Here is an 18,487-nt window from a genome sequence, read left to right as displayed (position 1 = left end):
GCGGTTTCGGTCTCGGTTTCGCCGTGGGCGGTCCGTGGTTCGTCGCGGGCTGCGGGCCGTCCGTGGCTTGTCGCGCCCACGCGGCGGAGCCGCAAATCGATACAGTCCCGCGCCCCTAGGTGTCCTTCCCAGCCCTTCGCCGAAAGGTACCCCGCGTGTCACTCAGCCGAAGACAGGTCGCTGCCGCCGCCGTCTCCGCCATTCCCCTGGCGTTCGCCGCCACCCAGACCGCCCACGCCGGCGGACGCCGCCACCCCCGCACCCTCTTCATCGCCGGGGACTCCACCGCCGCGCAGAAGTACGCCGACGCCGCTCCCGAGACCGGGTGGGGGATGGCGTTGCCGTTCTTCCTCCGCAAGGAGCTCCTGGTCGCCAACCACGCCGTGAACGGGCGGAGTTCCAAGAGCTTCGTCGACGAAGGGCGGCTCGATGTCGTCCTCGGCGCGATCCGGCCCGGTGACTTCCTGCTGATCCAGTTCGCGCACAACGACGAGAAGGACGAGGACCCCACCCGCTACACCGAGCCCTGGACGACGTACCAGCAGTATCTGCGGAGGTACGTCGAGGGGGCGCGGGCCCGCGGGGCGCGGCCGGTGCTGGCCACGCCCGTGGAGCGGCGGCGGTTCGACGCGGCGGGGAAGGCCGTGCCGAGCCACGGGGAGTACCCCGCGGCGATGCGGGCGCTCGCGCGGCAGGAGGGCGTGGCGCTGCTCGACGTGCAGGCGCTGTCGCTCGCGCTGTGGCAGCGGATCGGCGTCGAGGGGACCAAGGCGTACTTCAACTGGACCGCCACCGAGCAGGACAACACCCACTTCAACCCGCCGGGCGCGATCGCGGTCGCCCGGCTCGTCGCCCGGGAGCTGCTGCGCGGGCGCGTACTGGCGCACCGGGACGTGCGCCGGGTGGACGAGGAGATCCCCGGGTCCTGGATCAGCTGGCCCGCGCCGGCCACCGCGTAACACCGCCGGCCGACCGGCGCGCAACATCCCGCATACCACCCGAGAACAAGGGAGAGCCGCACCATGAGCACTCAGAGATGGCATGGGCATGCCACGAAGAGAACCGCCGCACTCGTCGGCTGCACCGCCCTCGTGCTGACCCTGACCGCCGCCACTGCCGAGGCCCGCCCCGGGCACCACCACTCCCGGGACACCGCCCGCCAGACGCTGCCCGCGGGCGACGGCTGGGCCTCGCACGGCACCGGCACCACCGGTGGGGCCGCCGCCGACGCGGAGCAGGTGTACACCGTCTCCACCTGGGCCGAGTTCAAGGCCGCCCTCGCCGCCGACGGCACCGCGCCCAGGATCATCAAGGTCAAGGGCACCGTCGACGCCGTCTCGGAGGGCTGCGAGGCCTTTGCCGCGCCCGGCTACGACTTCGACGCCTACCTGGAGAAGTACTCCCCGGAGAACTGGGGCATGGAGACCGACCTGAGCGCCGAGCCCGACGACAGCCCCGAGGGCCTGCGCCGCGTCTCCGCCGCACAGCAGGACCGGTCCATCAAGGCGAACGTCCCCTCCAACACCACCATCGTCGGAGTCGGCCGGGGCGCCGCGCTCAAGGGCGCCAGCCTCCAGATCAAGGACGTCGACAACGTCATCGTCCGCAACCTGACCTTCGAGAGCCCCGTCGACTGCTTCCCGCAGTGGGACCCCACGGACGGGGACAACGGCAACTGGAACTCCGAGTACGACAGCGCCGTCGTGTACGGGTCGACGCATGTCTGGCTGGACCACAACACCTTCACCGACGGCGAGCACCCCGACAGCGCGGCGCCCACCTACTTCGGCATGCTCTACCAGCAGCACGACGGCCAGCTGGACATCGTCAAGGGCGCCGACTACGTCACCGCCTCCTGGAACGTCTTCACCGAGCACGACAAGACCATCCTGATCGGCAACAGCGACAGCGAGTCCACCGCCGCGGTCGACCGCGGCCACCTGAAGGCGACGTTCCACCACAACCTGTTCAAGAACCTCGTCGAGCGCGCGCCCCGCGTCCGCTTCGGCCAGGTCGACGTCTACAACAACCACTTCGTGGCTTCGGACGACTACGCCTACAGCTTCGGCGTCGGCAAGGAGTCCGCCCTCGTCGCCGAGCACAACGCCTTCACCCTGCCGGCCGGCGTCAGCCCCGCGCAGGTGCTCAAGCGCTGGAACGACGCGCCGCTCAGCGCCGCCCACAACCGCGTCAACGGCCGCACCGTCGACCTGATCGCCGCCCACAACGCCGAGAACCCGGACGCCGTCCTCAGCTCCGGCGCGGGCTGGAGGCCCACGCTGCGCACCAAGGTCCTGCCGTCCTGGGCGGTCCCCTTCGTCGTCGACCACGGCGCGGGCGCCGGCCGCCTGCGCTGACACCCTCCCCCGAACCGGGCCGGGGCGCCCGCACCGCCCCGGCCCACCCCCCGAAGGAGCACCCGCATGCACCGACCCGCCCCGTCCCGCAGAGGCTTCCTCCTGGCGACCGCCGGCGCGGGCGCCGCCCTCGGCCTCGCGGCAGCCGGTCCCGCCGCCGCCGGCACCCGGCCGCACCCGCACCGGCGTCCCTTCGGCCGGTACGGCTCACCGGGCGCCCGCCGCACACCCAAGACCCTGTACGTCGACCCGCACGGCCGCGGCGACTTCACCTCCGTCCAGAGCGCGGTCGACGCCGCCGTGGGCGACGGCTGGACACTCGTCCTCGCCCCGGGCACCTACCGCGAAACGGTCTCCGTCGACGCCGAGCGCACCGGTGCGACCTGGATCGGAGCCTCCGGCGACCCGCGCGACGTCGTCATCGTCTACGACAACGCGGCCGGCACCCCCAAGCCGGACGGCTCCGGCACCTACGGCACCAGCGGTTCGGCCACCACCACCGTGCGCGCCGACGGCTTCACCGCCCGCGCCCTCACCTTCGCCAACGACTGGCTGCGCGCCGACCAGCCCGACTGGACCGGCACCCAGGCGGTCGCGATCAAGGTCATGGGCGACCGCTCCGCCTTCCACGACTGCCGCTTCCTCGGCCATCAGGACACCCTCTACGCCGACAGCCGCGACCTCTCCCTCTTCGCCCGCCAGTACTACGAGCGCTGCTACGTCGAGGGCGACGTCGACTTCGTCTTCGGCCGGGCGACCGCGGTGTACGAGCAGTGCCACTTCCGCACCCTGGTCCGCCCCGACCTCGACGCCGCCCCGTACGGCTTCGTGTTCGCGCCGTCCACGGCGGGCGCCAACCCGCGCGGCTACCTGGTGACCCGCGGCCGCGTCAGCAGCGAGGCCCCCGACGGCTACTACAAGCTGGCCCGCCCCTGGGTGCCCAGCTCCGACACCACCGCCCGTCCGATGCTGACCGTGCGCGAGAGCCACCTGGGCGCGGGCATCGACGCGGTGGTGCCGTACGCCAACATGCGCGACGCGTACCCCTGGCAGGAGCAGCGGTTCCGCGAGTACCGCAACACCGGCCCCGGCGCCGAGGTCACCGTCCCGGACAACCGGCCGCAGCTCACCCGCGCCGAGGCCGCCGCGCACACCCGGGAGGCCTACCTCGGCGACTGGCGTCCCAGGACTTGACCTGCTTGACGCGATCTTTGCCAGATACGGGGGCGCGGATCCGGCCACGGGTCTCGCGCTCACCCGGGTGACGCGCGTAGAAACCTGTGTCATGCATAAACCACCGCGTATCGCGACCGTCACCGCCGCCTGCGCCGTCGCCGGTGCCGTCCTGTACGGAACGGGCGCCGCCACCGCCGGCCAGTCGACGGCCAACTCCACCCACGAGCCGTACAACATCGGGGTGCTGGCCAAGGACATCGACGCCTACTACGGCACCACGCTCGACGCCGACGGCGTCTACCAGGCCTCCCCGGACAGCCCCTATGCCGCTGACCTGGCCCGCGTCGACGCCGCCGCGAAGAAGCAGATCGACCGGGCCGCCCGCACGGCGCACCACAAGCACAGCAGGCCCGCGGTCGTCTTCGACATCGACGACACACTGCTCCTCAGCCTCGACTACGAGAAGAAGAACAACTACGGCTACGACGGCGCCACCTGGGCCGCCTACGTCGACCGCGCCGACCGCCCGGCCGTCCCCGGCAGCCCCGAACTCGCCCGGTACGCCGAGAAGAAGGGCGTCGAGGTCTTCTACAACTCCGGCCTGAGCGAGGCGCAGCGCGCCGCCGCCGTCGAGAACCTGAAGAAGGTCGGCGCCGAGGTGAACCTCGACGCCGCCCACATGTTCCTCAAGGACAAGGCGAACCCGCCCTCCTACCTGGCCCACTGCGCCACCCCGGGCACCTGGACGTGCACCACCGTGCAGTACAAGGCGGGCACCCGCCGGCACATCGAGCGGGACCTCGGGTACGACATCGTCGCCAACTTCGGCGACCAGTACTCCGACCTCCAGGGCGGCTACGCGGACCGGACGTACAAGCTGCCCAACCCGACCTACTTCGTGGAGTAGCGCGCCGCGACGGCGGGGACGGACCCCAGGGTCGGCACGACCGGCTCGATCGTGCCGTCGGAGGCGAACTCCAGCCGGTCGATCGTGGTCTCCCGGTGGGTGCCGTCCCCGCCGGCCCTGCCGGGACCGTTCAGCGCGAACCGGTGGTAGACGATGTACCAGTCGTCGGTGCCGGGCGTGTTGACCACGGAGTGGTGGCCGGTGCCGAGGATGCCGTACTCCGGGCGCTTGGACAGGATCGTGCCGCGCTCGGTCCACGGGCCGAGCGGCGACGGGCCCGTCGCGTACGCCACGTGGTAGTTCTCGCTGCGCGTGTCGTCCTCGGACCACATGAAGTAGTAGGTCCCGTCGCGCTTCACCACGAAGGAGCCCTCGCGGAAGTTCTCCGGGGTGATGTCCTTCACCCGCGACGCGTCGAACGACACCATGTCGTCGTGGAGCGGGGCCACGTAACCGTGCCCGTTGCCCCAGTACAGGTACGACTGCCCGTCGTCGTCCGTGAAGACGGACGGGTCGATCATCTGGCCCTCGAACTGTCCCTTGGCGACCAGTGGCTTGCCCAGCGCGTCCGTGAAGGGACCGGCCGGGGAGTCGGCCACCGCGACGCCGATCTGCTGCTCGGCGCAGAAGTAGAAGTAGTACCTGCCGCCGCGTTCGGCGATCGCCGGGGCCCAGGCGTTCCTGTCCGCCCAGGACACGTCCGGCCCCAGGTCGAGGATGACGCCGTGGTCCTTCCAGTGGACCAGGTCCTTCGACGAGAACGCTTTGAACTGCGTGCCGCTCCAGCCGGGGAAGCCGTCCGTCGTCGGGTAGATCCAGTACCGGCCGTCCATGTACCGCACGTCGGGATCCGCGTACAGGCCGGGCAGGACCGGGCTGCGGGTGGGCACCGCCTCGACGGTCCAGGTGCGCTTGGTGCCGTCGGCGCCCGTCACCGTGTACCTCTGCGGCTTGCGGAAGTCGCGGCGCGTTCCGGACCGCGGGCTGACCGTCGCGCCCTCGCCGACCCACAGCTTCGGGGCGAGGTGGCGCAGGTTGGTGCGCGGCTCCATCGGCAGGACGACCTTGCCGGTCTCCTCGCTGACGACCGCGTACCCCTTCTGGCCGCGCGCCGTGGCGTCCACGACCGAGGCGGGGCTCGCCGGGTAGGCGGCCAGCAGCCGGTCGTACTCCGCCTGCGTCACCGGGATCACCGTGCCGTGCCGGGGGCTGGCGGGCAGCTGGTAGTCGGCCGAGGGCGTCCACCTGCCCGAGTCGAGGTCGGTGGTCTCGAAGGGGAGGTAGCCCCGGCCGCCGTACTCGTCGACGAACAGGTACCACTTCTCCTCGGTGTTCGACTTGAACACCGTCGGCCCCTCGCCCCGGTCCATCGCGCCGCTGCCGATGCAGTCGGAGACGAAGTCGTACGAGGTGTCGGTGAGCGACGTCGACTTCTCGCCGGTGATGAACTTCGAGCAGGGGGAGCCGGAGGACGGGTCGCGCTCGTCCTTGGTGTAGCGGTAGTACGTGCCCTCGTGCTCGACGACCGTCGAGTCGATGACCGAGTAGCCCGGGTCGTTCCAGACCTTCGGCTCGCTGAAGGTGCGGAAGTCCTTCGTGGTGGCGTACAGCATCCTGTTGTACGTCGAGCCCGTGTGGTCCGGGTCGTCGTCGGCGTAGAGCTTGGACGCCCAGAAGACGACGTACGCGTCCAGCTCGTCGTCCCAGTAGGCCTCCGGTGCCCAGGTGTTGCCCGCGTTGTCCGGGGACACCTCCACCAGGCGCTGGTCGGTCCAGTGGACCAGGTCGGTGGACTCCCACACCATGATCGACTTGCTGCCGTGCCGCTGGACCTCGTCCCAGCTGCCGCTGCTGTTCCGGTACATCCGCAGGTCGGTGGCGATCATGTAGAACCGGTCGCCCTCGGGGGAGCGGATGACGAACGGGTCGCGCAGGCCCTTCTCGCCGGTCGTGGAGGTCAGCACGGGCTCGCCCCCGTTCAACTCGCGCCAGTGCAGGGCGTCGTTGCCGCGGCTGAGGGCATAGCGGATCTGCTCGCCGTCGGCGGTGCCCTCGCCGGTGAAGTAGGCGAAGAGGTATCCGGCGTACGGGCTCTTCTGCGCGTGGGGTGCTCCCGGGTGTGCGGTGCCCGGAGGGGCGGCGAGCAGGGCGAGAAGGAGGGCGAGGAAGGGGACCAGAAGCGTGCGGCGAGCGGTGTGACGGCGCATGACACTTCCTGGGGGAGTCTGAGTGATTGTGTTGGATGGCGTGCACTTGAGTGTCGCCAGTGCCGGTCGGGGCGTCAACGGGACGGAGGCAGGAAAATTCGGCGGGTCGGGCGACGGTCGATATGTCGAATACTCTCGCCGGTCGTCGCCGGTCGGAACCGGTGCGGTACGGGCTGCCGGGTCTTCAGGAAGTCTTCACGAGTCGCCGTCGCGGGGCGCGAAGTCGCCCCGCACCGAGAGCTGTTCGGACGCGGCGGTGGCCGTCGCCGAGTAGCGGTCGCCGCGGGCGTCCCGGCCACCGCGCTCGTGGTTGTACTGGCCGGCGAACATCCACTCGCCCGCCGGGACCGTACGCCCCGGCTTGAGCGTCCACCGGTGGACGAGGAAACCGTCCCGTTCCTCGACCGTGAGCGTGAAGTCGCCCTCCGGCAGCGACCGCCAGGCCCCGGTGGAGGTGACCGACCCGGTCTGCGCCACCCACAGTTCGACGGTGAGCGCGGTCAGCGGGGCGCTCGCCTTGAGGGTGACGTTGCTCTGCGCCCAGAAGTCGTTGCTGTGCGGGTCCACCGAGCCGTCCGACCACAGCGGACCGTCCTCGACGCCGGAGGCGGCCGGCCGGCCCGTGGTGGCGTCCCCGGGTGACGGTGCGGGGGTCGGCGAGGTGGCGACCGAGCGCTGGGCGGGGGCCTCGTCCTTCACCGCGGAGGCGACCGCGTAGCCGCCGGCGACCAGGACGCCCGCCACCGCCGCCGTCGCACCGGCCACCCGGACCCAGCCCAGCAGCGGCGCACGGACCGACCGGTGCTGCCCGGGGCGGTCCTGGACCGGCATGCCGCGTTCGACCCGGGCCAGGATGCGGGCCCGGTCGGGCTGGTGCGCCCCGGCCGCCTCGCGCAGCCGGACACGCAGCTCCTCGTCCACGTCCCGCCGCCCGGTCATCGGTTCCCTCCCGCTGCCCCACCGCTGCGTGCGATCGCCGCGTGCACCTGCCGGGGAGCCGCCCGGGTGCCGAGCAGCCGCTGCAGTTCGGCCACTCCCTTCGACGTCTGGCTCTTCACCGTACCCACCGACACGCCCAGGGCGAGCGCCGTCTCCTTCTCGGACAGGTCGAACGCGTGCCGCAGCACCACGCACGCCCGCTTGCGGAACGGCAGCCGGCGCAGCGCCTCCCGCACGTCCACCACGCCGGCGACGTCCGGGTTCTCCGTCCGCTCCTCGCGCTGCGACCAGAACAGGGCGACGCGTCTGCGTTCGCGCACGGCGGTCCGGATGCGGGTGCGGGCGAGGTTGGCGACGACACCGCGGGCGTACGCCGTCGGGTGGTCTGCCGCGCGCACCCGGTCCCAGCGGTGCCACAGGGCCAGCAGGGCGTCCGCCGCGAGGTCGTCGGCGGCGTCCGGCTCGCCCGTCAGCAGCTGGGCGAGCCGGGAGAGTTCGGCGTAGTGACGCTCGAAGAAGGCGTGGAACTCGGCGGAGGCGGCGTCGTCGACGACTGTCCTCACGGCGGACTCTCCTCGCAGCGGCTTCCCGGGTGCCGAACACCGTACGGCAGACCGAACCGGAACGACCCCCGGAAAGTCAGCCCTTGAGCGCCGCCTCCATCATCGCCTTGGCCACCGGGGCCGCCAGGCCGTTGCCGCTGACCTCGCTGCGGGCCGCGTCGGACTGTTCGACGATGACCGCCACCGCCACCTCCTTGTCCGAGGTGTCGGACTTGGCGTACGACGTGAACCAGGCGTACGGCGTCTTGCTGTTGTTCTCGCCGTGCTGGGCCGTGCCCGTCTTGCCGCCGACGGTCGCTCCGGAGATCTGCGCGTTCGAGCCCGTACCGTCCTCGACGACGGTCTGCATGGCCGACTGCAACTGCTCGGCCGTGTTCGAGCTGACGATCCGCTTCGAGTCCGGGTCGGTGTGGTCCTCCAGGACGTCGCCGCCGCTGTCGGTGACCTGCGACACCATGTGCGGAGAGACCAGCTCGCCGCCGTTGGCGAGGGCCGCGGAGACCATCGCCATCTGGAGCGGGGTCGCCGTCACGTCGAACTGGCCGATACCCGTCAGGGCCGTCGACGACCGGTTCATGTCCTTCGGGTAGACGCTGGTGTACGCCCGTACCGGCACGTCCTGCGACTCGTCGTTGAAGCCGAACTTCTCGGCCGTGGCGCGCAGCTCGTCCTGGCCGAGGTCGACGGCCATCTTCGCGAAGACGTTGTTGCACGAGTACTGCAGCGCGGTGCGGATCGTGGCGTTCTCGCAGGGGGCGTTCGGATTCTCGTTGGTCAGGTCCGTCGTGGTGTCCGGGAGCGTGTACGGATCGGGGCTGTCGGTCTTCTCGTCCACCGAGCCGTACAGTCCGTTCTCCAGCGCGGCGGCCGCCACGACCAGCTTGAACGTCGAGCCCGGCGGCAGCGGCTGGCGCAGCGCCCGGTTGGTCAGCGGCTTCTCGGGGTCGCCGGTGAGCTTCTCCCAGGCCTCACCCGCGGTGTTGGCGTCGGTCAGCGACGTCGGGTCGTACGAGGGGGTCGACACGACCGAGAGGATCCTGCCCGTCTTCGGGTCGATCGCGACGGCGGCGCCCTTCTTGTCGCCCAGCGCGTCGAACCCGGCCTTCTGCACGTCCGGGTCGATGGTCGTCACCACGTTGCCCGGCTCGGCCCGGGTGCCGGTGACGGTGTCCATCACCGTCTTCAGTCGCGGATCGGTGCCGTTGAGCACGTCCTGGTAGATGCCCTCCAGCTGGGTCGGCGCGTACGCCTGCGAGGCGTAGCCCGTCACCGCCGCGTACAGCTTCCCCTTCTCGTACGTACGTTTGTACGCGAGGTCACCGCCCTCCGTCGGCGCCGAGCCGGTGACCGACCGGCCGCCCACGATGATGTTCCCGAGCGGCCCCGCGTACGTCTCGATCGCGTTCCGCCGGTTGTCCTTGCCGTCGGCGAGCGCCTGTCCCTCGTAGAACTGCACCCAGGTCGCCCTGACCAGCAGAGCGAACACCAGGAGCAGCGTGAAGACCGAGGCGCGCCTGATCGTCTTGTTCATCCCGTTCATCCCGCTGACAGGACGAACGGGCGGGCGGCGGTCGTTCCCGTCTGCCCCGTTTTCTCATCTTTCTCATCCCGTCTCATCGCCCGTTCATGAAGCCCGCCTCGTAGGCCCGGATCACCGCCTGGGTGCGGTCCCGGGCGCCGGTCTTCGCCAGCACCGCCGCCACATGGGTCTTCGCCGTGGCCGGACCCACCCCCAGCCGCCCGGCGATCTCCGCGTTGGTCAGCCCGGTCGCCATCAGGCGCAGCACCTCGCCCTCGCGTTCGGTGAGCCGCGCCACCCACGCCGGCGGGGCGGGATTCGCGCGCGCGTGCTCGGCCGCCAGCGTCCGTACCGCCGACGGGAACAGCAGCGTGTCGCTGTGCGCCACCAGCCGCACCGCCCCGACGAGGGTGTCGGCGTCGGCACGCTTGAGCAGGAAACCGGCGGCACCGGCGCGCAGGGCGTCGTAGACGTAGGAGTCGTTCTCGAAGGTGGTCACGACGACGACGCGGGGCGGTTCGGCGAGCGTGGCGAGGATCTGCTCGGTGGCGCGGATGCCGTCGACCCCGGGCATGCGGACGTCCATCAGGACCACGTCGGGCCGGACCTCCCGCACGACGGAGACGGCCTCGGCACCGGTGGCGGCCTCACCGACGACCTCCAGATCCGGTTCGGCGGCGAGGATGGCGCGCAAGGCGGTTCGGACCATGCGTTCGTCGTCGGCGAGGACGATCCTTGTCGGCGGGTGGGTCACGCGGTTCCCTTCAGCGGCAGTCGGACGTGCAGTCGCCACACCGGACCCTCGGGGCCCGCCTCGGCCGCTCCGCCCAGCAGCCGGGCCCGGTCGGCGATGCCGCGCAGGCCGTGGCCGCCCCCGGGGCGCGGGGCGGGGACGGAGCCGACGGGGTTCTCGACGGTGATCCGCAGATGCCGGTCCAGCACCTCGACGCGGAGCGTCACGGCGGCCTTCCCACCCGCGTGCCTGAGCGCGTTGCTCAACCCCTCCTGCACGATGCGGTAGGCCTCGCGGGAGACCGGCGGCGGCAGCGCCCGCGGGTCGGTGGCGACGGCGGCGACGGTGGCGTCCACGCGCAGTCCGCCCGCGCGGGTGCGGCGCAGCAGGCCGTCGAGGTCGGCGGCGAGCGTCGGCGCGGGCGCGGTGTCCCAGGGGTCACCGGGTGCGTCGCCGTCGCGCAGGACGCCCAGGACGGCGTCGAGTTCGCCGACCGTGCGACGGGTGGTGTCCTCGATCGCGGCGAGCGCCTCGCGGACGAACTCCGGGTCGCTGTCCAGGACCCGGCGGGCGGCGCTCGCCTGGAGGGTGACCGCGCTCAGCGCGTGGCCGACGGAGTCGTGCAGTTCGCGCGCGAGCCGGTTGCGGACGGCGAGGTCGGCGGCGCGTGCCTCGGCCGCCGCGACCCGGTCCGCCGCGGACGGGCCGAGCAGGTCCGGCGCCCAGCGGGCCAGCAGCGTGCCGCAGGCGGCGGCGCATCCGGCCAGCGCGACCAGCATGGCGGCGCCCGCGAGCGGCGAGAGGACGAGCGCCCAGGCGTGGTGGAAGAAGCCGGGCAGCCCCAGCCGCCCCTCGCGCAGCGCCGGCACGAGGGGCAGGACGATCAGCGTGCCAGCGAACGGCGGCACCGCCAGCGACATCCCCGCCACGATCCCGCCGGCCCCCAGGTGCAGCGTGAACCAGGCCGCCGTGCGCCCCTTCTCGCCCCTGGTCCGGGCGGGCCCGTACGCGAGCCGGTCGGCCTCCACCCCGCACAGCCACCGCACCACTCCCGACTCCAGCGGGCGGGTCAGCGGGAACAGCGAGGTGACGGCGGCGAGCGGCAACCCCAGGGCGAACGAGGCGAGTTGGAGGCCGAGCGAACCGAAGACGTTCGCGCCCCCGGCGACCGGGCCGACGACGACCGAGCCGACGAGGACGTACGGCATGGCGAGCGCGCCGCCGAGGATCAGGTGGATCCACCTCAGGCGCGCCCGCCGGCCGAACAGCAGCCGGGCGAGTGCGGTCACGGCCGGACGCGGGCGGCGGCCGACCGCCCCGCGAGGAAACGCGCGCCCGAGGCGGCGAGGAGGAGGCCGACGGTCATCTGGGCAGCGTAGGTGAGGATCATCAACTGTGCCGGGCGGTCGGCGGGTTCGTCCGGACCGATCAGGGAGGCGAGGAGCATCCAGCCGCCCCAGCAGGCCACGGCGCCGGAGCAGACCCAGGCCGCCGCGAGCGGCACGGCGACCGGCAGATCGCGGGCGCGGCGGAAGGCGAGCATCACACCGGCGGTGACGGCCAGGACGAGGAAGCCGACGTACAGGCCCTCCAGCACGTAGAAGTCACTGGTGCGGTCCGCCGCCCGGTCCGCACCGAGCCCGACGGTGGAGCCGCAGGCCCACAGCAGCCGGACCGCGAGCGGGAACAGCGCGAGCACGGCGGCCACGGCGGTCGCGGCCCGCGGCATCCCCCCGGTGACGGCGGCCGGCAGGTCCCGCGTCCGGCCGCGCCACAACCACCCCCAGCGGTCCCGGGCGTAGAGCACGAACAGGGCTCCCAGGGCGAGGCCCTGCACGATGAACCCGCCGTACACGACCCCGAAGACCCACTCGTGCAGGAAGGGCTCCCGCCGGGGGTCGGCGGCCGTGGCGACCCCGCCGGTGACCGCCCGCGCGAGGAGTTGCAGCGGGTACCCCGCCATGATCGGCGCGAGCAGTCCGGTGGCGATCCACACCGGGAACGCCAGCGACCAGGCGGGCACCCGGCGCCCCCAGGGCCGGGTCAGCACCAGCGCGAGCACGATCACGCAGCTGTCCAGCAGGACGGAGACGCCGTTGCCGACGATCAGGGCCACCCGGTGGTCGAGCAGCGAGCTGCCCTCCGGGATACCGACCCGGCTGCCGCCGATCCAGGCGACCTTGAGCGCCAGGTACGGCAGACAGGCCACGACGGCGACCGCCCGCAGCAACCGCCGGGGCCGGGTGGGACCCGCGGGCGGAGGCGGGGCGGGCGGGGCGGAGGCGGTGGCGAACGTCGGCGTCATGCGTCCACGCTCCCGCCCGCACGCCCCCGGCACGTCCTGCGCACCGACGATCCGCCTCCGCCGCACGGCGGAGACACACCGGCCCGGCGGACCACCGGTGCGGCCGGTGGCTCATTCCGCGAGGTGCAGCACGACCTCGTCGATCTCCGTGCCCCGGGCGGCCGCGAACCCCCGGGCCCGCGCGCTGGTCACGAAGCCGCACTTCTCCAGCACGCGCCGCGAGCCCGTGTTGTCGGCCGCCGCCCGCGCGTACAGCGGGCGGTCCCGGACCTCGGCGAGCAGGGCGCGCAGCGCGGCCGTCGCCACGCCCTGCCCCCAGTACGCCCGGTCCACCCAGTACGTCACCTCGCGCTCGCCCGGCTCCCCGTACACGGCCGTGCTGCCGACGACGTCACCGTCGCCGAGGATGGTGCGCACGACGTCGCGGGAGGCCCGGATCTTCGTCCAGTGGGCCGTGAACGCGTCCCAGTCGGCGGGGTCCTTGGGGGTGAAGGCCGCCATGCGCAGCGCCTCCGGATCGTTCATCTGCCGGAAGAAGACGGGCAGATCGCTGTCGTGAACCTCGCGCAGTGCGATGTGCATGGGTCAGAGCCTACGCGTGGCCAGTGTCAGCCGGTCCCGAGCGTCGAACAGAGCGTCCTTGACCATCTGTTCGTGCGCGGGCGTCAGCCGCGCCACCGGCACCGAGCAGCTGATCGCGTCCCGCGCGGGGGTGCGGTAGGGGACCGCCACGCCGAAGCAGCGCAGCCCCAGCGTGTTCTCCTCGCGGTCCACGGCGAAGCCCTGCTCCCGCACCAGGCGCAGCTCCTCGATGAGCTTCTCCCGGTCCGTGATGGTGTGCTCGGTCAGCGCCGGGAGGGTCTCCGGGAGCATCTTGCGCACCTGCTCGTCGCTGTACGTGCTCAGCAGCGCCTTGCCCAGCGAGGTCGAGTGCGCCGGCAGCCGGCGGCCGACCCGGGTGAACGGCCGCAGGTAGTGCTGGGACTGGCGGGTGGCCAGGTACACCACGTTCGTGCCGTCCAGGCGCGCGAGGTGGATGGTCTCCGTCGTGTCGTCGGAGAGCCGGTCCAGCGTCGGCCGGGCCGCCGCGACCACCTCGTCGCCGTCGATGTACGAGGTGCCGACCAGCAGCGCCCGCACCCCGATGCCGTACCGCGTGCCCGTGGCGTCCGTCTCCACCCACCCCAGCTCCACCAGCGTGCGCAGCAGCATGTAGAGACTGGACTTGGGATAACCGACGGCCTCCTGGACCGACGCGAGGGAGTGCATACCGGGGCGCCCGGCGAAGTACTCGAGCAGCTCAACCGTCCGCACCGCGGACTTGACCTGCGCTCCGCCCCCCGTCTCGACAGCCGACATCGCCCTTGACCCCTTCGTTCGACGAGAAGCTGAAGATATAGTCTGCGAACAGCATATTCATCAGTAGAGACAGCGTTCAGTATATCGAACAACTTCTGTGCAGAGCACGTGGAGGGACCCGCGGTGGCAGCAGCACCAGTCTGGAGTGTCGACCCCCGTACCGGGAAGCAGCGTGAACAGGTCGCCGTGGAAGCCACGGCCCAGGAGGTGGACGCCGCCGTCCGCGCCGCGCACGCCGCCCGGGACGCCCTCGCCGACCGCGCCGTCCGCGCGGCCTTCCTGCGGAGCGCCGCCGACGAGCTGAAGGCGGCCGAGAGCACCCTCGTCGAGGCCGCCGACGCGGAGACCGCACTCGGCCCGGTCCGGCTCACCGGCGAACTCGCCCGCACCTGCTACCAGCTGCGGGCCTTCGCCGACATCGTCGACGAGGGCGAGTTCCTCGGCGTGGTCGTCAACCACCCCGACGCCACGGCCACCCCGCCCATCCCCGACCTGCGCCGCTACAAGGTGCCGCTCGGCGTCGTCGCCGTCTACTCGGCCTCCAACTTCCCCTTCGCCTTCTCCGTCCCCGGCGGCGACACCGCCAGCGCGCTCGCGGCCGGCTGCCCGGTCGTCGTCAAGGCGCACCCCGACCACCCGGCCCTGTCCGAGCTGGTCGCCAAGGTGCTGCGCCGGGCCGCGGCCGCGCACGGCATCCCCGACGGCGTCCTCGGCCTGGTCCACGGCTTCGAGGCGGGCGTCGAACTGATCAAGCACCCGCTGGTCGCCGCGGCGGGCTTCACCGGGTCGATCCGCGGTGGCCGCGCGCTCTTCGACGCGGCGGCCGCGCGTCCGGTGCCGATCCCGTTCCACGGCGAGCTGGGCTCGCTGAACCCGGTCGTCGTCACGGAGGCGGCGGCCGTGGAGAGGGCGGAGGCGATCGGCGCGGGCCTGGCCGGTTCGATGACGCTGGGCGTCGGCCAGTTCTGCGTCAAGCCCGGCCTGGTGCTCGTACCGGCGGGCGACGCCGGTGACGGCCTGGTCAAGTCGCTCACCGACGCGGTCAGCGCCACCGACGCCGGTGTGCTCCTCGACCACCGCATGCGGGACAACTTCGTCGCGGGCGTCGCCGAGCGCGCCGCGCTGCCCGACGTGGACTCCCCCGTGACGCCCGGCTCGGGCGGCGAGCACACCGTCAGCGCCGGGTTCCTCACGGTGCCGGCGGCGCGGCTGGCGGCGGAGGGCGAGTACGACCTGCTCCTGGAGGAGTGCTTCGGGCCGGTCACCGTGGTGGCCCGCTATCAGGACGAGGGTGAGGTGCGGGGGGTGCTGTCGCGACTGCCGGGGAACCTCACGGCGACCGTGCAGCTCTCTGCCGAGGAGATGGCGGGGGAGGGTGCCGGGGCGGCGCTCCTCGCCGAGGTGACTCCGCTCGCGGGGCGGGTGCTGGTCAATGGCTGGCCCACGGGGGTTGCCGTGGCGGCGGCTCAGCAGCACGGGGGGCCTTACCCGGCGACCACGTCGACGTCCACGTCGGTGGGGGGTACGGCTGTCGAGCGGTGGCTGCGGCCGGTGGCTTATCAGGGGGTGCCTGAGGCGTTGCTGCCGGTGGAGTTGCGGGATGAGAATGCGCTGGGGCTGCCTCGGCGGTTCAACGGGGTGCTTGAGCGGTAGCGCGCCGCAGGGGTGCGGTTGTTTCGCCGGGTGCTGCGCCGTCGTGGCTGGTCGCGCGCACGCGGCGGAGCCGCAAATCGATACAGCCCCGCGCCCCTGAGGTACGTGCCCCGGGCCTGCGATGATCAGCGCATGAATCTTGAACTTCCCGAACTGCCGTTTTCCCTCCGCCCGTACGGACCCGAAGGTCACTGGTCCTACGCCGACGGTGTGCTCACCGGCGTCGCCGGGGCCCGGCAGGATCGGTTTGTGCCGCCCACCGGGGAGTCGCTGGAGCCGGTGTCCGACGCGCCGCGGTTGCTGGGGGCGCCCGACGGGGACTTTCAGCTGATCGCCCGTGTGTCCGTCGGGTTCCGGGGTGCCTTCGACGCCGGGGTGCTCTACGTGCACGTGGGGGAGCGGGCCTGGGCCAAGCTGTGTCTGGAGTACTCCCCGGACATGCCCACCGTCTGCACGGTGGTCACCCGGGGGCACTCCGACGACTGCAACTCCTTCACCGTGGAGGGGGACTCCGTCTGGTTCCGGGTCAGCCGGACCGGACGGGCCTTCGCCTTCCACGCCTCCCTCGACGGGGAGCGCTGGACCTTCGTACGCCTCTTCACGCTGGGCGATGAGAGGGAGACGGGGGCCGCGCTGGTCGGCTTCCTGGCGCAGGCGCCGACGGGGGACGGCTGCACCGTGACGTACGACCACCTGGAGTTCCGGCCGGGCCGGCCCGCGGACCTGCGGGACGGCAGCTGAGCGCGGGGCGGGAATGACACCCGCTGCTTGAACGTTCACGTACGGGGCGGAGAAGGCCTCCGCCGCCGTACGACCTGGAGAAGAGCCGAGACATGCGCGTCGAGATCTGGAGCGACATCGCCTGCCCCTGGTGCTACGTGGGCAAGGCCCGCTTCGAGAAGGCGCTCGCGGCCTTCCCGCACCGTGACGGCGTCGAGGTGGTCCACCGTTCGTTCGAACTGGACCCCGGGCGGGCCAAGGACGACGTGCAGCCGGTGCTGACGATGCTCACCGCCAAGTACGGCATGAGCGAGGCGCAGGCGCAGGCCGGTGAGGACAACCTCGGCGCGCAGGCCGCCGCCGAGGGCCTGGACTACCGCACCCGGGACCGCGACCACGGCAGCACCTTCGACCTGCACCGCCTGCTGCACCTCGCCAAGGAGCGGGGACGGCACGAGGCGCTCCTCGATGCCTTCTACCGGGGCAACTTCGCCGACGCGCGCTCCGTGTTCAACGACGACGAGCGGCTCGTGGAGCTGGCCGTCGGCGCCGGGCTCGACGCGGACGAGGTCCGCGCGGTGCTCGCCGACGCCGACGCCTATGCCGACGACGTGCGTGCCGACGAGCGGGAGGCCGCCCAGCTCGGGGCCACCGGGGTGCCGTTCTTCGTGCTCGACCGGGCCTACGGAGTCTCGGGCGCGCAGCCCGCCGAGGTCTTCACCCAGGCGCTGACCCAGGCGTGGGGCGAGCGCACGCCGCTGAAGCTGATCGACGACGGGGGCGCCGAGGCCTGCGGTCCGGACGGGTGCGCGGTGCCCCAGGAGTGACGGGCCGGCTGAAAGCCCAGGTGAGGGGCCGTTCATAAGCGATGCTTGGAGAATCCGCGTAGAAATACGCAATGGACGGGGAGGTCACGGGGCCGCACAGTGGTGCCATGGAGAGCTTCGAGAATCTCGTCCGTACCGAGTTCGCCCCGAAGACCACATACCTGAACACCGCCAGCACCGGCCTGCTCCCCGCCCGGAGCCTCGTGGCGATGCGTGACGCGGCGGCGTCCGCGGCGGAAGGGCAGCCGCTCGACATGTTCGCCGACGTCGAGGCGGCACGGGCCGCCTGTGCCCGGCTCATGGGGGTGCCCGCCACCCGGGTCGCGACCGGCGCGTCGGTCGCCACCTTCAGCGGGCTCGTCGCCGCGTCGCTGCCGACGGGGGCCGAGGTCCTCACCGCGGAGGGCGACTTCAGCTCCCTCGTGAACCCGCTGTACACGCGCGGCGACCTCAAGGTGCGCAGCGTGCCGCTGGAGCGGATCGCCGAGTCCGTGGGGCCGGACACCGCCCTCGTGGCGGTCAGCTCCGTGCAGTCCGCCGACGGTCGGATCGCCGACCTCGCCGCATTGCGGGACGCCGCCCGGGCGCACGGGGCGCGGACGCTGATCGACGCCTCCCAGGCGGGCGGCTGGCTGCCGACGGCCGCGGACGACTTCGACTACGTGACCGCCGTCGGCTACAAGTGGGTGCTCTGCCCGCGCGGCGTCGCCTTCCTCGTGGTCCCGGAGGACCTGGGAGCTGCGGCCGGGCTGACGCCGCTGTTCGCCGGGTGGGCGACCGGTGAGCACCCCTGGGACAGCTGCTACGGCCCCGTCGAGGAACTGGCGCACTCCGCCCGGCGGTTCGACGAGTCCCCCGCCCTGTTCTCCTACACCGGCGCCCGGCACTCGCTGGCCCTGATCGAGGAGTTGGGCGTCGACGCCGTGCACGCCCACGACACCGCTCTCGCCGGCCGGTTTTGCGAAGGGGTGCGCTCGCTGGGCCACGAGCCGGTGCCCGCGCCGGGCTCCGCGATCGTCTCCGTGCCGGGTCTCGGCCACCGGCAGGGCGAGCTGGGCAGGGCCGGCGTCCAGGTCTCCGACCGAGCGGGCAATCTGCGGGCCGCCTTCCACGTGTACAACACCGAAGCCGACGTGGACCGGCTGCTGGACGTGCTGGCGGGCTGAGAGAACGGGCTCCGAACAGCATCGGGCAGGGGCCTCCCGTCCCACACGAAAAGGCC

17 protein-coding genes are annotated in these 18,487 nt (G+C 72.4%); 8 read left to right on the top strand and 9 right to left on the bottom strand.

What is annotated here, in order from left to right; genetic code table 11:
- Window positions 1-155 precede the first annotated feature (155 nt).
- From ACZ7MF_RS33040 to ACZ7MF_RS33025, 4 genes are all read left to right on the top strand, one after another.
- Window positions 156-959: a rhamnogalacturonan acetylesterase gene (locus ACZ7MF_RS33040; protein ID WP_471481932.1), complete on the top strand. Its 804-nt coding sequence runs from the start codon at window positions 156-158 to the stop codon at window positions 957-959.
- Window positions 960-1,022: 63 nt separating this feature from the next.
- Window positions 1,023-2,357, top strand: a complete 1,335-nt coding sequence (locus ACZ7MF_RS33035; protein ID WP_471481931.1) for a pectate lyase family protein — start codon at window positions 1,023-1,025, stop codon at window positions 2,355-2,357.
- 66 nt (window positions 2,358-2,423) lie between these two features.
- Window positions 2,424-3,551 carry a pectinesterase family protein gene (locus tag ACZ7MF_RS33030; protein WP_471481930.1) on the top strand — a complete coding sequence of 376 codons (1,128 nt, stop codon included), beginning with the start codon at window positions 2,424-2,426 and terminating at the stop codon, window positions 3,549-3,551.
- A 91-nt stretch (window positions 3,552-3,642) separates the two neighbouring features.
- Window positions 3,643-4,440 (top strand): HAD family acid phosphatase, encoded by a 798-nt coding sequence (locus ACZ7MF_RS33025; RefSeq protein ID WP_471481929.1) that lies wholly within the window; start codon window positions 3,643-3,645, stop codon window positions 4,438-4,440.
- Here ACZ7MF_RS33025 and ACZ7MF_RS33020 read toward each other — a convergent pair.
- From ACZ7MF_RS33020 to ACZ7MF_RS32980, 9 genes are all read right to left on the bottom strand, one after another.
- Complete coding sequence (locus ACZ7MF_RS33020; protein ID WP_471481928.1) at window positions 4,425-6,647, bottom strand: glycoside hydrolase family 43 protein; 2,223 nt, start codon at window positions 6,645-6,647, stop codon at window positions 4,425-4,427. The two genes, ACZ7MF_RS33025 and ACZ7MF_RS33020, sit on opposite strands and share 16 nt — an antisense overlap.
- 195 nt (window positions 6,648-6,842) lie before the next feature.
- Window positions 6,843-7,586, bottom strand: a complete 744-nt coding sequence (locus ACZ7MF_RS33015) for a hypothetical protein (protein WP_471481927.1) — start codon at window positions 7,584-7,586, stop codon at window positions 6,843-6,845.
- A complete protein-coding gene (locus tag ACZ7MF_RS33010; protein WP_356861601.1) occupies window positions 7,583-8,149 on the bottom strand; it encodes a SigE family RNA polymerase sigma factor in 567 nt (188 codons plus the stop codon). Before ACZ7MF_RS33010 ends, ACZ7MF_RS33015 begins: the two co-directional genes overlap by 4 nt.
- A 76-nt stretch (window positions 8,150-8,225) precedes the next feature.
- A complete protein-coding gene (locus tag ACZ7MF_RS33005; protein ID WP_471481926.1) occupies window positions 8,226-9,680 on the bottom strand; it encodes a peptidoglycan D,D-transpeptidase FtsI family protein in 1,455 nt (484 codons plus the stop codon).
- Window positions 9,681-9,762: 82 nt separating this feature from the next.
- A complete protein-coding gene (locus ACZ7MF_RS33000; protein WP_356861597.1) occupies window positions 9,763-10,422 on the bottom strand; it encodes a response regulator transcription factor in 660 nt (219 codons plus the stop codon).
- On the bottom strand, window positions 10,419-11,690 hold the full coding sequence (locus ACZ7MF_RS32995; protein ID WP_471481925.1) for a sensor histidine kinase: 1,272 nt from the start codon (window positions 11,688-11,690) through the stop codon (window positions 10,419-10,421). The genes ACZ7MF_RS33000 and ACZ7MF_RS32995 overlap by 4 nt, the downstream gene beginning before the upstream one ends.
- Window positions 11,687-12,706, bottom strand: a complete 1,020-nt coding sequence (locus ACZ7MF_RS32990) for a hypothetical protein (protein WP_471481924.1) — start codon at window positions 12,704-12,706, stop codon at window positions 11,687-11,689. The genes ACZ7MF_RS32995 and ACZ7MF_RS32990 overlap by 4 nt, the downstream gene beginning before the upstream one ends.
- Window positions 12,707-12,817: 111 nt before the next feature.
- A complete protein-coding gene (locus tag ACZ7MF_RS32985) occupies window positions 12,818-13,288 on the bottom strand; it encodes a GNAT family N-acetyltransferase (protein ID WP_361007810.1) in 471 nt (156 codons plus the stop codon).
- Between the two features lie 3 nt (window positions 13,289-13,291).
- Window positions 13,292-14,065 carry an IclR family transcriptional regulator gene (locus tag ACZ7MF_RS32980; RefSeq protein WP_358742624.1) on the bottom strand — a complete coding sequence of 258 codons (774 nt, stop codon included), beginning with the start codon at window positions 14,063-14,065 and terminating at the stop codon, window positions 13,292-13,294.
- Between the two features lie 123 nt (window positions 14,066-14,188).
- Between ACZ7MF_RS32980 and ACZ7MF_RS32975 the strand changes: the two genes are divergently transcribed.
- The 4 genes from ACZ7MF_RS32975 (at window position 14,189) to ACZ7MF_RS32960 (ending at window position 18,431) form a co-directional block, all read left to right on the top strand.
- Window positions 14,189-15,718, top strand: a complete 1,530-nt coding sequence (locus ACZ7MF_RS32975) for an aldehyde dehydrogenase (NADP(+)) (protein ID WP_471481923.1) — start codon at window positions 14,189-14,191, stop codon at window positions 15,716-15,718.
- Window positions 15,719-15,850: 132 nt separating this feature from the next.
- Complete coding sequence (locus ACZ7MF_RS32970) at window positions 15,851-16,459, top strand: DUF1349 domain-containing protein (protein ID WP_471481922.1); 609 nt, start codon at window positions 15,851-15,853, stop codon at window positions 16,457-16,459.
- A 92-nt stretch (window positions 16,460-16,551) separates the two neighbouring features.
- Window positions 16,552-17,265: a DsbA family oxidoreductase gene (locus ACZ7MF_RS32965; RefSeq protein WP_471481921.1), complete on the top strand. Its 714-nt coding sequence runs from the start codon at window positions 16,552-16,554 to the stop codon at window positions 17,263-17,265.
- Between the two features lie 71 nt (window positions 17,266-17,336).
- Window positions 17,337-18,431, top strand: coding sequence for an aminotransferase class V-fold PLP-dependent enzyme (locus ACZ7MF_RS32960; protein WP_471481920.1), 1,095 nt, complete (start codon window positions 17,337-17,339; stop codon window positions 18,429-18,431).
- Window positions 18,432-18,487 lie beyond the last annotated feature (56 nt).

This window comes from Streptomyces sp. NPDC111628, from assembly GCF_055635195.1.
Note: the sequence above shows the minus strand (reverse complement) of the source record. Positions and strands in the feature narration are given on the sequence as shown.

Excerpts from the sequence above, each read along its gene's own strand:
- ACZ7MF_RS33030 (WP_471481930.1), top strand. The coding sequence starts at position 2,424 with ATGCACCGACCCGCCCCGTCCCGCAGAGGCTTCCTCCTGGCGACCGCC.
- ACZ7MF_RS33005 (WP_471481926.1), bottom strand. The coding sequence starts at position 9,680 with ATGAACAAGACGATCAGGCGCGCCTCGGTCTTCACGCTGCTCCTGGTG.
- ACZ7MF_RS32990 (WP_471481924.1), bottom strand. The coding sequence starts at position 12,706 with ATGACGCCGACGTTCGCCACCGCCTCCGCCCCGCCCGCCCCGCCTCCG.
- ACZ7MF_RS32980 (WP_358742624.1), bottom strand. The coding sequence starts at position 14,065 with ATGTCGGCTGTCGAGACGGGGGGCGGAGCGCAGGTCAAGTCCGCGGTG.
- ACZ7MF_RS33025 (WP_471481929.1), top strand. The coding sequence starts at position 3,643 with ATGCATAAACCACCGCGTATCGCGACCGTCACCGCCGCCTGCGCCGTC.
- ACZ7MF_RS33035 (WP_471481931.1), top strand. The coding sequence starts at position 1,023 with ATGAGCACTCAGAGATGGCATGGGCATGCCACGAAGAGAACCGCCGCA.
- ACZ7MF_RS32960 (WP_471481920.1), top strand. The coding sequence starts at position 17,337 with ATGGACGGGGAGGTCACGGGGCCGCACAGTGGTGCCATGGAGAGCTTC.
- ACZ7MF_RS33015 (WP_471481927.1), bottom strand. The coding sequence starts at position 7,586 with ATGACCGGGCGGCGGGACGTGGACGAGGAGCTGCGTGTCCGGCTGCGC.
- ACZ7MF_RS32985 (WP_361007810.1), bottom strand. The coding sequence starts at position 13,288 with ATGCACATCGCACTGCGCGAGGTTCACGACAGCGATCTGCCCGTCTTC.
- ACZ7MF_RS33020 (WP_471481928.1), bottom strand. The coding sequence starts at position 6,647 with ATGCGCCGTCACACCGCTCGCCGCACGCTTCTGGTCCCCTTCCTCGCC.
- ACZ7MF_RS32970 (WP_471481922.1), top strand. The coding sequence starts at position 15,851 with ATGAATCTTGAACTTCCCGAACTGCCGTTTTCCCTCCGCCCGTACGGA.
- ACZ7MF_RS32965 (WP_471481921.1), top strand. The coding sequence starts at position 16,552 with ATGCGCGTCGAGATCTGGAGCGACATCGCCTGCCCCTGGTGCTACGTG.